Source organism: Cellulosilyticum ruminicola JCM 14822 (assembly GCF_001311925.1).
Lineage (GTDB): Bacteria > Bacillota > Clostridia > Lachnospirales > Cellulosilyticaceae > Cellulosilyticum > Cellulosilyticum ruminicola.
Map to the genome: position 1 here is coordinate 44210 of NZ_BBCG01000016.1, position 16239 is coordinate 60448.

The 16239-nt window shown below is 33.6% G+C and carries 18 protein-coding genes; 3 read left to right on the forward strand and 15 right to left on the reverse strand.

Going from position 1 to position 16239, the window contains the following annotated elements; translation table 11 throughout:
* Nucleotides 1-354 precede the first annotated feature (354 nt).
* Entirely contained in the window at nucleotides 355-669 is a 315-nt protein-coding gene (locus tag JCM14822_RS07655) for a hypothetical protein (protein ID WP_054741159.1), read from the forward strand.
* A gap of 90 nt (nucleotides 670-759) precedes the next feature.
* Nucleotides 760-1002, forward strand: a complete 243-nt coding sequence (locus JCM14822_RS24915; RefSeq protein WP_054741160.1) for a transposase — start codon at nucleotides 760-762, stop codon at nucleotides 1000-1002.
* Between the two features lie 199 nt (nucleotides 1003-1201).
* On the opposite strand, the gene JCM14822_RS07665 is transcribed toward JCM14822_RS24915, so the two are convergent.
* The 10 genes from JCM14822_RS07665 to JCM14822_RS07710 form a co-directional block, all read right to left on the reverse strand.
* Complete coding sequence (locus JCM14822_RS07665) at nucleotides 1202-2002, reverse strand: ABC transporter permease (RefSeq protein WP_242861439.1); 801 nt, start codon at nucleotides 2000-2002, stop codon at nucleotides 1202-1204.
* 5 nt (nucleotides 2003-2007) lie between these two features.
* Nucleotides 2008-2817 (reverse strand): ABC transporter permease, encoded by an 810-nt coding sequence (locus tag JCM14822_RS07670; protein WP_054741162.1) that lies wholly within the window; start codon nucleotides 2815-2817, stop codon nucleotides 2008-2010.
* Nucleotides 2801-3802, reverse strand: a complete 1002-nt coding sequence (locus JCM14822_RS07675) for an ABC transporter ATP-binding protein (protein WP_054741164.1) — start codon at nucleotides 3800-3802, stop codon at nucleotides 2801-2803. The genes JCM14822_RS07670 and JCM14822_RS07675 overlap by 17 nt, the downstream gene beginning before the upstream one ends.
* Before the next feature lie 231 nt (nucleotides 3803-4033).
* On the reverse strand, nucleotides 4034-4786 hold the full coding sequence (locus JCM14822_RS07680) for a Gfo/Idh/MocA family protein (protein ID WP_054741166.1): 753 nt from the start codon (nucleotides 4784-4786) through the stop codon (nucleotides 4034-4036).
* A 9-nt stretch (nucleotides 4787-4795) separates the two neighbouring features.
* Nucleotides 4796-5968 carry a radical SAM protein gene (locus JCM14822_RS07685; protein ID WP_054741168.1) on the reverse strand — a complete coding sequence of 391 codons (1173 nt, stop codon included), beginning with the start codon at nucleotides 5966-5968 and terminating at the stop codon, nucleotides 4796-4798.
* A gap of 29 nt (nucleotides 5969-5997) precedes the next feature.
* A complete protein-coding gene (locus tag JCM14822_RS07690) occupies nucleotides 5998-7083 on the reverse strand; it encodes a radical SAM protein (RefSeq protein WP_207643259.1) in 1086 nt (361 codons plus the stop codon).
* A 2-nt stretch (nucleotides 7084-7085) separates the two neighbouring features.
* Nucleotides 7086-8180: a hypothetical protein gene (locus tag JCM14822_RS07695; RefSeq protein WP_054741172.1), complete on the reverse strand. Its 1095-nt coding sequence runs from the start codon at nucleotides 8178-8180 to the stop codon at nucleotides 7086-7088.
* Nucleotides 8181-8192: 12 nt separating this feature from the next.
* Nucleotides 8193-9443, reverse strand: coding sequence for a hypothetical protein (locus JCM14822_RS07700; protein WP_054741174.1), 1251 nt, complete (start codon nucleotides 9441-9443; stop codon nucleotides 8193-8195).
* A gap of 14 nt (nucleotides 9444-9457) precedes the next feature.
* Nucleotides 9458-9691, reverse strand: a complete 234-nt coding sequence (locus JCM14822_RS07705) for an acyl carrier protein (protein WP_054741176.1) — start codon at nucleotides 9689-9691, stop codon at nucleotides 9458-9460.
* A gap of 2 nt (nucleotides 9692-9693) precedes the next feature.
* Complete coding sequence (locus JCM14822_RS07710; RefSeq protein ID WP_054741178.1) at nucleotides 9694-10698, reverse strand: hypothetical protein; 1005 nt, start codon at nucleotides 10696-10698, stop codon at nucleotides 9694-9696.
* Nucleotides 10699-10875: 177 nt separating this feature from the next.
* On the opposite strand from JCM14822_RS07710, the gene JCM14822_RS07715 reads away from it, so the two are divergent.
* Entirely contained in the window at nucleotides 10876-11775 is a 900-nt protein-coding gene (locus JCM14822_RS07715) for a metallophosphoesterase family protein (RefSeq protein WP_054741179.1), read from the forward strand.
* An 88-nt stretch (nucleotides 11776-11863) separates the two neighbouring features.
* Here JCM14822_RS07715 and JCM14822_RS07720 read toward each other — a convergent pair whose 3' ends face one another.
* The 5 genes from JCM14822_RS07720 to JCM14822_RS07735 all read right to left on the reverse strand — a co-directional run bounded on the left by JCM14822_RS07720 (nucleotide 11864) and on the right by JCM14822_RS07735 (nucleotide 16230).
* Nucleotides 11864-12781, reverse strand: coding sequence for an ECF transporter S component (locus tag JCM14822_RS07720; protein WP_242861440.1), 918 nt, complete (start codon nucleotides 12779-12781; stop codon nucleotides 11864-11866).
* Nucleotides 12782-12825: 44 nt separating this feature from the next.
* Nucleotides 12826-14472, reverse strand: a complete 1647-nt coding sequence (locus tag JCM14822_RS07725; protein WP_242861441.1) for an ABC transporter ATP-binding protein — start codon at nucleotides 14470-14472, stop codon at nucleotides 12826-12828.
* Nucleotides 14445-14795: an energy-coupling factor transporter transmembrane protein EcfT gene (locus tag JCM14822_RS21740; protein ID WP_242861442.1), complete on the reverse strand. Its 351-nt coding sequence runs from the start codon at nucleotides 14793-14795 to the stop codon at nucleotides 14445-14447. Before JCM14822_RS21740 ends, JCM14822_RS07725 begins: the two co-directional genes overlap by 28 nt.
* A gap of 113 nt (nucleotides 14796-14908) precedes the next feature.
* A complete protein-coding gene (locus tag JCM14822_RS21745) occupies nucleotides 14909-15331 on the reverse strand; it encodes an energy-coupling factor transporter transmembrane protein EcfT (RefSeq protein ID WP_242861443.1) in 423 nt (140 codons plus the stop codon).
* A complete protein-coding gene (locus JCM14822_RS07735) occupies nucleotides 15331-16230 on the reverse strand; it encodes a DUF4430 domain-containing protein (protein ID WP_054741182.1) in 900 nt (299 codons plus the stop codon). The genes JCM14822_RS21745 and JCM14822_RS07735 overlap by 1 nt, the downstream gene beginning before the upstream one ends.
* Nucleotides 16231-16239: the final 9 nt, after the last annotated feature.

The following is a 16239-nucleotide window of genomic DNA, read 5'->3' on the forward strand; positions in this document are numbered from 1 at the left end:
AAAGAGAAATAAGGAGATGTTGACAAATGCAGCCTCTCCTTATTCAATGTCATTTAGTTAAGACATTGACCTTAGAATACTTATTAAATACCCAAGTACTTAAACCAGTACTTGGGTATTTTTTATGTAAAAAAACTTGACAAAAGCTATAAAATTTGCGTCGAAGCCCCTTGATGATATATAACTTCAGTGAGGTATATTAATGACTAACTACACAGCACAAATTAAAGAAAATTTACTAGGGATTATTGAACAAATGAATGACTATCAATGGCTTTTTGTTAAAATTCTGAAAAGGATTTTACGCATAATCGCAAATTAAATTTTAAAACAATACTTGGATTACTTTTAAGTATGAATGGAAATAGCATTTACAAAGAATTACTAGATTACTGTGGTTATACATCTGATATAGCTACTTCTTCAGCTTTTGTGCAACAACATGATAAAATTTTACCTTTTGCACTTGAGTTTTTACTCCATGAGTTTAATAACTCGTTTAAGCAATATAAAACGTATAAAGGATATAGATTAGTGGCAGTTGATGGGTCGGATTTAAATATCTCACATAATCCCAATGATTCAAGCACCTATTTTCAGTCTTCTCCTAATATAAAAGGTTTCAACTTATTACATCTTAATGCAATGTATGTAATAAACTTTACCTAGATGCTTATATTCAGCCTAGCAGAGAAGAAAATGAGTTTAGAGCATTAACAGATATAGTGGATCGCTCAAACTTAGATGAATACTATTATCATGGCCGACCGAGGATATGCGAGCTATAATGTTTTGGCACATATTCAAGAAAAGGGATGGAAATATATCATTAGAGTTAAAGATACACAAAGTAAAGGAATGGCATCTACTTTTAGACTGCCAAAGGGAGAATTTGATAAAATGTACAACCACCTGATGTTGAAGCTCTCATTCAAAAGAATGTATTACCTATTCGTGAAAACCGCTCTGACCCTCACAAGGTCAAATTTAAAAAAGCGGTAAGCTTCAACTATAGAGTAGCATAAAAATAGGTACTTATCAATTTTTTAAGCAAAATAAGTATTCTGTCTATTTGTCATGCTTAAAATTATATATTTAGACAAAACTTAAGCTATAAAAAATCATCTACAAATATTTAACTATTCGTAGATGACTTTTTTATATAATATCACTTAACTAAATGACATTGTCTCTTTTATTCTTAACTACTGGCACTACTATAATTACGCATCGCTTTGTAAAACAGAAATCTACTAAGTATAAAGAATAATATTGTTGCACTAATTGCCCATACGCTTTCACCTATACTGAGTTTATCTAATATCACAAGTGGTGAACAATTTGAGATTAGAAAAATAGGAATCACAAATGTTCCAAATTGCTGTACTCTTTTACTATAAATTCCTTTAGGCATATTATTAAAATCCCATAAGGCATTTGAAATATCATTTACCCCACTTGTTTTAACTGTCCAAAATGATAAAATCTGAGGTAATAAGAAAATAGAATAGGTTAAAAGAATCCCTGTCAGCATAAAACCTATAAATCCTATAATATGAAGTGGTGTAATACCTATATTTAGTCTTCTCCACCCTATGACTATCATAGTAAGTCCACCAATAATACTAGGAATCGGCATACCAAAATCAAAGTATCGCATGGTCACCATAAACTGTGTTGAAATAGGTTTTGTAATGTATAAGTCTAAACTTCCATCACGAACATATTCTGGGATTTTTTGAAAGTTTACATAGAATAATCCCATATAAATACCAGTCATCATTGTATAGGTTCCTATGAATAACAAAATTGCATCTGAGCTTAATCCCCCAATGCTTACGCCTGTACTATAAACTACAATGGCGTATAAAGCTTTCGCTAACAAATAACCTGACTCAACAATTACACCTGTAATAAAATTAATACGATATTCCATTTGCGCCATTAAACAGTTCTTTATAAATAACTTATAAATTTTAAGGTAACGCTTAATCTCTCTCATCCCTGTTATCCTCCCACTGCCACATACTTTTTCATCCCAATGCGCCATATACTTTGTGCAATGAGCATAAGTAAAATAATCCACACAATCTGAATAAGCATGCCTTGTCCAATTTCACTGTAACTTAATCGATTATTTAAAAGATCAACTGGATATTGGGTGGTATATTTAAAAGGTAAGACATTTAATATCTTACAGATCTTATCGCCAAATATATCTGTTGGGAATATTCCTCCACTTACAATAATAGCTAGTATTCTAGCACATTCAAATAAGGCCGCTACCTCTGTGAGCCAAAATCCTACAGCACTAATGGCATAAAAAATCAAGAAATTCATGTAAACAGCTAATAGTATTGTAACAATAAATAGTACAACCCTTATAGGTACGATGATAAGCCCCCATATGTAATGAATTCCCATAATTGCACCTATTGTTACGACTAACATAATGATCAGCTGCATTATTTTTTCACCTAAAAAACAGCTTGCTCTATAAGGAAAATAACCTATTGGTCTTACGATAAACTTATTAAGACCACCATCTTTAATATCACCTACAATTTCATATTCAAAACCTGTAGAAACTAATTTAGTTGTAATTGCTGAAAGCACTGCATAGGTTAACATTTGAGGAAAAGTATAACCATATACTGTCTCACTTGTGGCATGTTCAAATACTGCACGCCATAAAAAGAATTGAATAAATATAGGAAAGGCTGTACTTAACAAACTTAAGAAGAAATTCATACGATATGCCATAGAAGATTGAATTCCTATTTTAACGGTTTCAATATATTTATTTTGCTTCTTCATCTGGCATCCCCTCTTTCTTTTGATACAAGTAAGCAATGCCTTCTTCAACAGGAATGTCTTCTATCGTAAAGTCTACGATTGGTAAAACTTCAAGGATTTGCTTAAGTTTTTCTTTTAGATTTTGTTTATCCATTTCTAAAGTTACACTTAAGCCTTCATAAGATTTCATTGTGCCAAACTTTGTTAATGCTTTTTCTGCCACTACTTCCTCAAAATTTAACTTAACAATCTTACTTTGTGAAAACAAGTCATTCACATGACTTAAATCACCATCATAAGCAAGTTTCCCTTGATTAATAATCACAACACGTCTACAAAGATCTTCTATATCGTTCATATAGTGACTGGTTAATAAAATGGTTGCTTTCTTTTCTTTATTATATATCTTTAAAAACTCTCTAATTTTCTTTTGTGAAATAATATCTAATCCTATAGTTGGTTCATCTAATAAAATGACTTTTGGGCGATGAATTAAAGCAGCTATAAGCTCCATCTTCATACGTTCCCCTAATGATAAGCGTCTTACCTGTACACCTAATAAATCCTTTACATCTAATAAGTCTACAAGCTCATCTAAAGTCTCTTGATACGCTTTATCTTCTAATTCATAAATGCATTTATTAAGATAAAAAGAATCATGAGCAGGTAAGTCCCACCAAAGTTGATTTTTTTGCCCCATTACAATAGAAAATTGTTTTTTAAATTCTTTTTTTCTTTCCCATGGCACATATCCCATCACCTCTGCTTTACCTGCTGTAGGATATAAAATACCAGATAACATTTTTAAAGTTGTAGTCTTTCCTGCACCATTAGGCCCTAAAAAACCTACAAATTCCCCTTCCTCAATATCAAAGTTAATATTGCATACTGCGTCCTTAATAAGCCTTTCACGATGATAAAGATTTTTAATAGAATTTCTTAAGCCTAATTCCTTCTTATAATACTCAAATTGTTTAGATAAACCTTCTACATGTATAAGTGCCAATCCTATTTCCTCCTCTTTAATGCATCTTGATAAATTAATTCTAACAACTGTATTCGTGCTGTCATCTCTTCTATTGACTCTGGTACACATTTGTCTTCTAAAACATCATTTAAATAAATAAGCTGATTGCTATAATAATTACTTGGTGGAAAAATGATTTTTTCTATTTCTTCTTTTTTATAAGTTCTCCTCTTAATTTAACTTTACCAACAGTTGGGCGAAATATATTTTTTAGCTAAATTCGGCTTCTTCAAATGTTACAATATAATCTGCTTCATAAGGTTTTGCAAAGGCCCCATGTAAACTGCTCGTTACGCCATTCTCATAACTTACCTTAGCATCAAAATCCCAATCACATCCATTAGGCCCATCAAACTTACTGGCCCCTTCATAAGTACTAATTTTCTCAAGACCTAATACTTCTTGTAAAAATTGTATCCAATAAGAAGCGATGTCCCAAAATACTCCTCCACCACATGTCATATGGTTGCGATAACTTTCTCCTTCTGGCACTGGTGCTTCAAAAACTAGGTTTGTTTGAATATGTTTTAATTTGCCATATACCTTGTTATCAATAAGCTCTTTAATATAACCTTGCCACTGATGATGTCTTGCCATAATGCCTTCTACAAGGCAGACACCATTCGCCTTACATGCTTCTTCAATATCTCCTAAATCCTCACTTTTTAAACAAATTGGCTTTTCGACCAAAATATGTTTCTTCGCCTTTGCACTTTTAATAATCCATTCTTTATGTACATAATTTGCAAGAGGTATATAGACGATATCAATATTTTCATCTGCCAAAAGGTCTTCATAGCTTGCATAGACATTCTCAATACTGTATTTTTCTGCATACACCTTTGCTCTGTCATAATTTCTACCGGCTATACCATAAATCTTTAATGTTTCACATTCCTTGATGGGTGCTAAGAGAGAAACTGGTGTAATCATGGAACAGCCTAATATCCCTATATTTTTCATCTTCCCCTCCTACTTTCCATGTAAGTAGAGTAATATACACTTAGAACAAATAGGCATTAGTCCTTCATTAATCTTAGCTCTAATTTTCTTAAATCCTTCACTATTCCATATTACCTCTACACTGTCTTTATTTAAATCACCAATAGTAAACTCATTAAATAACTTACATGCCGTTACCTTACCATCAGCCATAACATTCATACGGTTAGAAATGGCTAAGCATTCTTTACGGTGTTGCGCACTTTCACCATCATCCCTTATAAAGCCGCCAACTTCATCTAGTTCTAAGGCTGGCTGATAACGAATTCTAATCTTCCACACACGCTCATTAATGCGTTTTAAAGTCTTTATAAGATGTTCTTCAATCTCCGGATTTAAATGATAAGTATAAGCATACCAGCTTGGTTTCTTACTATCATCTAATTCATAAAGCCAGCTAAATTCTTGCTTAAAGTACGCATCCATCTTCTTAGCTGAAGCTTCTGAAATATACCAAGGGAAACAGAAGTAAACTGTATTCACTCCAAGCTCCTCAAAGTATTCCATAAAGTCATACATCTTATCTAACATCTGCTCACTAATAACACAGTTAACTGAAATTTCTCCCTTGAAGATTCCTTGCTTTTTAAGATCTAATAAGTATTTAATATTTTCAATAACCTTATTAAAAGTACCTTTTCCACGAATCGCATCATTTTCAACTTCAAATCCCTCTAAGCTAATGAGCATCGCCATATTGGGTGACATTTTAATGAGTGCATCTATATTCTTTTTCACTTCTACCCCATTAGTACAAAATACTGTCCATCTAGGATCTTCTACTAATAAATCTGCTAGTTCATTTAAATATTTATATGAGAGAGGTTCACCTCCCCATAAATATAGATTCGATTTTACTGATTTTGTTTCTTCAAATATACGTTTAACTACTTCAATATCAATATCTTGATTTTGTCTTTCTTTACTCATTTGGTGATGGAATCCTTTTTCATTCCATTCAAAACAATGTTTACAACGTAAATTGCATCGATTGGTTAATTGAATCCCCACTTCATCTGGTAATGCAGTTGCATAGTCTGCTGCTAACTTTCTCTTACGACTTGTCTCGGACATATTACGCATCGTTCTTTTTAAACGATTAAAACTTTCTCTATCGAATTTTACCTCTGTTTTTGGTTGCACATCCTCATCTCCTTTTTTTCATAACTAACCTATTTCTTAGTAGGGTCGCTATAATATCTTGAGCATGCTGTACAAATAGGTAATAGCGACTTCTTGATATACTTTCTAAATCTATTTACAGATTCACCTCTCCAAATATCTAGTATACTTTGTTCGTTGACATTACCATGAGTTAAGTCATAAAAAGTATGACATGTGGTAACATTCCCTCTTGCATTAACTTCTGCATAACTCCAAGGGAACGCACAATGTTTTCGCTTGTCCTTCATTTGATCCCACTGTCCATTATAGAAATGGGTAAGATTTTCTACTGTAATTGTTTTAGGATAGGCAATAAAATAAATACCTCTTGCTTCACATTCTTCTTTTACCTTTGTAATTTGTGCCACAACACTTGGTACATCAATTTGTTTAAAGTCATTAATATCCCACGTAATTCCTTTACCACAAGGCGTTTCAGTGACATCAAATTCTGTTGCCATTACTTCTTTATAGCATTGATATTTTTCCTCTGTAGCAAATAATTGGAACTCTATACTTAAATGATCGATTTCATTTAAATTGATACTGTGTAAAAAGAACTCTTCTATATACTGATAATTCGTAGGCGTTACAATAAATGTTACACCTATTTTAGGATATTCACTTTGTGCTATTTCTCTTAACTCATGTAACTTATGAATGCCCTTTGTTACCTTTTCATATACGCCTTTTCCACGCTGGGTATCATTGATTTCCTCTGGACCATCCAATGAAATCCATAAGCGAGTAGGCTTAGTCTTAATAAGCATTTCAGCTCTTTGTTCAAGGAGCGTTCCATTGGTTGGAATATCCACTTTGCAATCATAATCCCTTATAAGCTGTAACACTTCCTCAATATGAGGATACATTAAAGGTTCTCCTCCAAATAAACCAAAGTATGGCTTTTGATCCTTTAAGTCTAGGATTAAACGTTTCACTACCTTAGGGTCTAATTGACTTAAGTTTTCTTTATGATGATATGTGCCTTCTTGCCCCCATTCATAGCACATCTTACATCTTAAATTACATTGTTCTAAGAGCTGAATCACAACCCATTTAGGGGCACTTAAATTAATTGAACTTTTCTCACCCATTTCTATCCCCTCCATTTTTCTGTACATAATGTAATATACTTCTCTTGTGTGCCTCGAATAGCCATTAAATTTTCATGTAATTTCTTAATAATTGCTTCATCATAATTGCTTTCACGCCATGTATCATAATCAATTCCAAATCCTAATTCAATCCATAACTGGGCATTTTTCTTTTCATAACCCCCAAAAGGATCTAGCATAATCATTGGCGTTGCAGAAGCTAGAGAATCTACCAAAGTTGCCCCACCCGGCTTACTAATAATAGCTTTACATGTTCCAATGACATCTAACACTTCCGTACGATTCTTATGATTAATAAATGTCGTGGATTTAACATCTTTCACAACTTGGGCAAATGGTGGAAATTCATGCTCACCTTCTTGATTCTTAAACCATGGTGACCAATTAGGATCTGTCATAAAATAACGATTGTTTGTATGTGAAAGATTTATTTCATCTTCTGCATAGGCTACGATATCTAGTGGAATCTGTGCCTCTTCAAGCTCAGGGATTTTACTTTGATAAGTTCCCATTCCCCAGCCACCACCATGAATCATATAGCGGTTTGCGCGTTCTTCAAAACTAAGAGGCGTATTGTAATCTACAGGGAATTCATAACCTAACTGATGTTCATCAATACTGAAAAACCATCTATGATGATAATAAGGTGAGTCATACATATATTTTTTCCATGATGCAGAGATAGCCACATCCATATGGCAGAGCTCTACATCTATAGTGCGAGGTGCTATCCTTGCTTCATAGTCTTGTAAAATAGGTACCCAAAAACCTGAGAAAACCACAAATCTCTCTCTACCTTCTGCTTCCCACTTGATATACATTTTATCTAATATATCTTGATTTAAGCTTGGTCTAATGTCTCCTGCCATTCTTTGACCTAAGAGTGCTACTTTAAAGTTTTCATGAAAGGCCTTTTTATTTAAATTAATCTTATTTTTCTTTTCTTCATAAATTAAGTTCTCAAGTACTACAACTTCTGTTTCTATGCCAGCACACTTTAATGCATAATTTAAATGTATCGCAGGAATATAGACACCTAATGCCACACCTGAACATAAAATTGTTACAAGCTCCATTTTTTCTCCTCCCTAATTGTACAGTTTCATCCCATAATTTATACAAAAGTCTTTGAATTCTTTTAGAAGTACTTCAGGTTGCTGATTCTCTTTATAAAGAATTGCCACATATAGTCTTCCCTTGTGCATAGACTGTGTCTTACTTTCGGTACTATTAATGGTTAATGCATGACTTGTAAGAGGTAAGACATAACCTTTTTCTCTATCAAAAAGTAAACCTGCTGCCTTTAAACTTTCAAAGAAATCCTTAAAACTTATTTGACCCTCATAACCTACAGATAAAAAGGTAAGCATACTTTGATATCCCATAGGCAATACCTTTTGTGCCACATAATAATTAATGAATCCCATAGACTTCCTTGCATTAATCTCTACAATCGGCACAATCTGATCATCTTCTAAAATCATAGAATCCACACATACACTACCAAAGTAGCCTGCTTCATGAAGATTTTCCCCTACCTTCAACATCACATTAAAATAATCTTTTGACTCTAGAAATGCCTTAAAATCTGCATCTGCTGTCACTGAGCCTAAATAGCCAAAGCCCTTATTTAATATTTTTTGAATGGATAAGAAATTCACATTACCGGCTTCATCTAATTCAAATTCACATGAAAAGTCTATTTTCTTCTGAAGCATAGGTTCTAAAATAAATTCTATTTTTTTGCCCTTCTTCTCTTGTTTTTCAAAATAACGTTTCATTCGCGATAAAGTCTTCTCACCATCAATTAATAAATTACCTTGTCCTGAAACCCCCATAGGCTCTTTAATTAAAAAGTCACCTGCTTCTAGCAATTGATTGCCAACTTCCATAAGCTCATCTAAGTTCGTTACAATCTGACCAATTGGTTTTAAACCAATTTTCTCATACAGTCTCGTTGAATAGCTCTTGCTATTCACAAGTCTTACACATTTAATGGAAGGGAAATTCCCCTTTAAATCATACTGGTTCAAAATAGCTTCTGTATTGGGTAAAACTGCATATGTATTCAAATAACTTCCTGCTATTTTAGCCGTCTCTTCTGGTGCTACACATTCGAATTCAAAGCCTACCTCATTTAGATACCTTTCAAAAAACTTAGGCATTTGATACTTCGTCATTAAAAAGTCTCCTGACTTTCCTAGTACAAAGAGCATTTCATCCATTGTTTCTATAATATTAGCAGTTTCTTTTTCTCTAAGAGTTGGCAAATCACATGTATGTCCTTCTTTCCAAAAAGCTTCTGAATTAAAACACCCCATAATCACTGATTTACTCATATCTCCATCCCTACTTATTGATTTTTTAAGAACTCACAAAAACTACTTACAGACTGTAAATTATCATAATCAAATTCATCAAAATCAATTTCTACATCAAATTCATCTTCTACTCTTAGAATAAAGTTAATCATTTGTAATGAGTCTAAACCAACTTCTTCTATAATATTAAAATCCCCTTGTAATGCTTCCATAAGTTCTGGTTTTTCTGATACCTCTACTAAAATTTCTTTAATCTTTTCTTTCATATTTAGCACACTCCTTCTTTTAAATAATTAATCATATCTTTTATTATTTCTGTTTCATTTTCTAGTTCAACTTCTAGCTGGTCCATAAGTTTATTAAAAATTGCCTTTCTACCAGAAAGTACATACTTTAAGTAATTATCCTTCATACGTTTATAACGATCTTCTAGTTTCTCATAAGCTGCAATATATTTCTCACTATCTGCTAAATAACCTTGTTCTGTAAGATATATCAGTCTCTTTTTCATAAGATTCTTATGTCCTAACATCAAATCAAATCCTCTAATATCAAGTGCATTATCTCGTTTTAATTGACCAGCTCTACTAAGTTTAATATTTTCTCTAATACCATCCATACCATAAATTGCATCATTCACCAGCCTATATTGGGTAGGTCTAGAATAAATATAACCTTCTAACTCTATTATGATTCTGTTAATATCTATCTTATATGATGCTAAGTTTTTTCTTTGAATAAGATAAACATTGTGCGTATACTCTGCTGGATAATTCATTGCATCGTATGCTTTTTCAAAATCATCAAACTTACAACTTGCTTTCCTGTATTTGCCACCTGCAAATAAACCATTCACATCTACTGAAGATAGTATTGGTAAGCAATCAGTAAAATAGATGTTTTCTTCATCATAACCATAAATACATATTTCATGATAAAAGTCTTCTGTTTCAAAATATATAGGTAATACTTTGCGATTGATATATATATATACATATCTCTGGTGATCTAGTGCATCTTGAACGACTTGTCTTATGTTCTTAATCTGCTCTCTAGTGACTATATTCATGTCAATATAAGGACATTCCTGAAATACAACATTATGAATATCATAAACAAGATATTCTGCTTCTAGGTCATATCCTATTTGAATAAAATTGCTATAAATCCAATTTAAATCACTTTCACCATCTCCCCTTATACTTGTAATATAGGCACAGTTCGTATATGTTGTTATAAGTGCATCTTTCATATTTAATATAATATTCTCCATTTTATCACCTCCATTCCATTACTATATCATATATATTATACAACAAAATATATATTATATTTACTTTTTTTTTATAAAATTCTAGAAAAAAATATCACTTAATTTTTAATTATTTTATATAAAACGGGAAATACTCTTATCGATAAATGTTTTATTTAAAAGTTAGGAGCTTACCCTATGTTTACAAATCAAAGACTTACTGAAGCTTACCTTAAAGCACCAATTAAACACTTTGATAGAAACTCTAAGTTTATCTTCTTTAGTGATATGCACAGAGGTGATGATAGTATTTCTGATGAATTTACGCGAAATCAAACACTTATGCTATGTGCCCTTAGATATTATTATGATAGGGGCTATACTTATATTGAAGTAGGCGATGGTGACGAGCTTTGGGAATATAAACATTTTAAATATATTCGTGCTGCCCATACGGATATTTTTACTGTACTTAAAGCCTTTTTTGACGATCATCGTTTCATCATGCTCTATGGGAATCATAATATTTTTCTAAAAGATCATAACTATGTGGCAAAACATTACTATCATTTTTATGACCAATATAAAGACAAAATTATGCCTCTTTTAGATCACATAGAGCCTCTTGAATCTCTTATCTTAATGCACCGTCAAACAGGACAAAAAATCCTTGTGGTTCATGGGCATCAAGGGGATTTATTCAATGATCATCTCTGGCCTGTTAGCATGTTTTTCCTTCGTTATCTCTGGCGATTCATCCATGTAGTGGGTTTTAAAAATCCCTCTAGCCCTGCTCGTAATTATCACAAACGTCATAAAGTGGAAAAACAATATAATAAATGGATTCAAAAATATAAAATTATGCTTATTTGTGGTCATACCCACCGCAGTAAATTTCCTAAAAAAGGTCATCTGCCTTACTTTAATACAGGTTGTTGCATTCATAGTAAGGGCCTTACAGGCATTGAAATTATAAATGATGAAATTATGACCATTCAGTGGCGTATGTTAGCAGATCAAAATGGCTTTGTTAAAATCAAACGTCAGGTAATCCGTGGTCCTGAACCTATTTTCCACTTCGACCTTCGTCATATCTAATCCCTATATAAAAAATGAAGTCTCAAGTTCTTTCCTTGAGTGCTTCATTTTTATACTCTATATCTCCTTATAAGCAATTTAGATTTAATTACTGTTGCAGCATGCCATACTTTATTTTAATCCGTTCTATTTTCCCTATCATCGTTTCACCTAATAAACTTAAAAAGATAATGGTTGCAACCATATGAATGAGATCAAAAGGAATGCCCTGTATATACGCTGCTACAAACATAGCTTTATTTAATTTTTCCTGCCACATAATGACTGTAGCCGCATTCATAATACCTCCATAGATGCAAAAAGTCGTCAATGCACCAAAGGTACACAGCCATACTTTATTCCTTTTGAATTTTTCACACCTACTAAGCTTGCCAGCCAAGAAGCCAATAATGCCACAAGCAAACATTTGCCATGGCGTCCAAGGCCCCTGTCCAAAAAATATATTGGAAGCAAAGCTGGTCATAGCGCCTATTAAAAAACCACTTTCAGCCCCTAAACAAACACCTGAAATAATCACAATAGCCACCATAGGCTTAAACTGAGGTACCATAAAAAAGGCCATCCGCCCCACTACACCTATGGCACATAAACTACTAATGAGCACTACTTCCCTAGTACGTGGTCTACGGCTCTCAAATAACATCATAAATGGCAACAAAGTTTCTACCATAATCAGTAAACTGATAAAATTATACTTACGATCATCTAAAAAGGCTACGCCCATATAAATAGTAAGGCCAATCATTAAAATCATCAAAAAACCTATGAGACTTATTAGCTTATGCTTAGCAGTAGTTTTTTCTTTGTATTGAGGCATTATCTTATTTGTAAGTTCTACTTTATCTATATTCGTATATATATTTATCTGTATATTGCTAGTTGTAATCTGATTTCCTTTCTTATTGCTCTTTTTTTGACTGCTGTCTATGTTTCTTTTAGCATTTCCCTCTTCTATATTCTGTTCTTCTTTTCTTACTTCCCTTGGCGTAGATTCCTGAATTGCCACATTAACATCTTCGGGAAAAATAGCATAAGGTAAAGTGCTTCGCATCATGCGATTAGTAGCAGTAGTATAAAAGTTTGCCGGCAAAACTTTCTAGGTTCGGCTTCGCTGACAATATTACCATCAAAGAACATGCCGCACTTATCCGCATAAGCAGCGCAAAATGCTAGATCATGAGACACCATTACGATAGTCATTCCTTTTGATTTAAGCTGACTTAAAATATGTCCTAACTTTTCTTTATAATAAGCATCTATTCCTTTAGTAGGCTCATCTAAAAATAAAATTTGTGGTTGCAAAAGTAAGACTTTAGCTAATGCCACTCTTTGCTGCTCCCCTCCTGATAAATCGTAAGGGTGCTGCTGTAATAAATGTTGTAATTCACATATTGCTATAACCTGCTCACTTATTTCTTCTTTTGTCATGATGATTTCACTGTTTAATAAATCGTGCATGTCCTTCTTCTTATATAGCTTTAACATTTCTTCTAATTCTAAATCCACCGTTTGCTTCACAAACAAGGTCTTTGGATCTTGAGGCAATACGCCCAGTACAATATGTGTGTCTTTTGCTGCTTGTTTAAAGTTTTTACCATTTATTAAAACTTTACCTTTATAAGGTTTCAACACCCCACTCATAATACCTAAACTCGTCGTTTTACCTGTGCCATTACCTCCTACTAAAGCATAAGTTTCCCCTGAATATACCTTTAAACTTAAAGCCTTTAATACATCTTCTGCTTCTTTTTCATAACGAAACCAAGTTTCTTTAAGTTCTATAATAGGCAGTGCACTTTGCTTTTCAAGCTGGGTAGGCGCTATTAGTTCTTGAAACTGGTATTCCTTTATGAAGGCTTCTAACCAATTACGTCCTTCCCTGACAGTTATAGGGCATAACCACTGACTATTACTGTTATGCTGTAATTGCCTGTTTACTCTGGCATAAATACGCATAGGCTCCGGTAAAGCTTTAAACATTTTATGTTCTAAAGCATATAACTTTTTTCCAGTTTGTAAAGGAGTATCCTCTATTAATATATGTCCTTCTTCCATTATGATAACGCGATCTGCTTTTGGGAAAACTTCTTCTAAACGATGTTCTGTCAATAAAATCGTCGTACCAAACTCCCGATTTAACTTAATCACCGTCTCGATAAAATCATGAGCTGCGATAGGGTCTAATTGGCTAGTTGGCTCATCAAGTAAAAGTACTGTAGGCTGCATTACCATAATAGAAGCTAGATTTAAGAGCTGCTTTTGTCCGCCTGAAAGTTCACTAGTTTTCTTATGAAACCAACTTTGTATGCCAAAAAAGGTAGCCATTTCCGCCACTCTTGTACGAATCTCCAATTGACTATACCCTAAACTCTCTAAACCAAAAGCTAATTCATGCCATACCTTATCTGTTACGATTTGCGTCTCGGGATTTTGAAGTACGAAACCAATCTTCTCACTTTGTGTTCTTTTGTCCACTTCTTGAAGTAATTTCCCCTCAAAATAAACTGCTCCCTCACAAACTCCTACTGGCTGTAAGCAAGTTTTCAGATGACGAAGTAATGTGGTCTTGCCACAACCAGACTGACCACATAAAACTACGATTTCACCTTGTTTTATTTTCAGGGAAATATCCTCAAGACTTCTACGCTGCCCATTGGAATATGTAAATGTTAAATGTTCGACTGTGTAACTTTCCATTGTTTTTCCTCCCATATTTCTAGCATTACAGGTACTAGCCCTAATAAGAAATAAGCACCCCATACACTTAGGCTATAGATTGAAATTTTACTTCCCATTAATATAGGAAAATAACTATAATACATACTCCCTCTAAAAATTCCTGTGCCTATATACACTACTAAACTCATCATATAGCTAAGCACTGCCCAATCCCGCTTTGTAAAAATAAAGATTGAAAAAGCAGTGCGGCCTTTCAGCCCATATCCCCTACTTTGCATGCTGTCTGCTGTTTGAACACTTTCTTCTAACACCAAAGTAATCAGTATAGATAAAATAGACATACCCTGCCCTATACGCTGTAATATATTGCCCTTTGATAAAGAGTGGCCTATACCACTTTGCGCTTTTGAAATAGCTTTAAGTTGCCTCTTAAACTTAGGTACAAAGCCTAAAATCATAGATAAGATAAGAGAAATGGAAGCAAAAGCCTTCCAAATAAATAAATGAGCTTATCACTTGTGACCACTTCCGTATAAGCCATAAATAAATTCATAACCGTTACTAACATAGTAGCTGCTGCTAAACCATAAGCAATAGATTCTAAGGTTAAGGGATTTCCGCTTTTAAAATAATATAAAATTGTTGCCCCTTTATGATTAAAAGCTGGATTAATGAGAGCTGTGCCTATTAAAATGGGTAGCATAAAGCATGCATTTTTAAGCACATGTTTTATACCCTTTAGCTTGATTATATACATCAGACTGCTTATAAGTGCCAGTATTAAACAAATTGGATGCATCAGAAACATGGCGAAACTCATCACACTTACAAAATAAATAAAGTTAATCAGTGGATGATACATCTTAAACCCTCTCATCATTCTCCCTCCATGCCCTCAATATAACCGCCTACATCTCTTCCCAAATCACAGGTATATACCCATTCCACCTTATCACCATCTTGCAACATATAACGGGAGCAACCATAATTCGGGAACCAGCCATTTACCTTATACATCCATCCGGAAAGCTGACCACAGTCAAATTCATAAAGATTCCCCATGCCTTCTATATATGCACTGTTATAAATAGGCGTATTAACAAATTCCATATGAATCTTATGATTCTTCATTTCCCTTAGAAGCACATCAAAGACACTTTCTCCTTCATAAAAAGTAACTTCCTGCGCCTTGAATAAGACACCATCTTCAGGTACTAATGAGACTTTCTCAGTCACTAAGTCCTCCATATGCGTAAGAATCGTATCACAGCTTACAGAAAGAGTACATTTCATCGCTTTATGCGTAACTGTCACATCTTGTGGTTCAACAGGTTCAGGTTTACCTTCTGGTACAGGATCTGTTAGGTATTGATCTTTGGTTTCTTGTTTCTTTTCTGATTGACTGACAGTTGCCGCTGGCTTCTGAGTCATTTTAGGATTTAATGAAGCCTGCCCCTTGGAGCTTGCTTCTTTTGCAGCTTCTTTAGCTGCAGCCGCTTTAGCGGCTTTCTTAGTTGCTTCTTTGGCTGCCTTTTCTTTAACTCCTTTTTCCGATTTTTCTTGTCGGCCTTTTTCTTGATTTTCCTGCTTCTCATTGCCTATATTTTTTGTATCTGAAGTTACCTGTGGACTAGCTTCTACTATCTCACTTGTTACTGTACTATAACTTTCTTTTTCTGATGAATGAAATAAATTGTCCCCACCCGAAAAATAACTTATACATAAGGCAATGAAAATGCATAAACCAATGAAAATTTTATTTTTATATTTGTTCATATAGGTTCT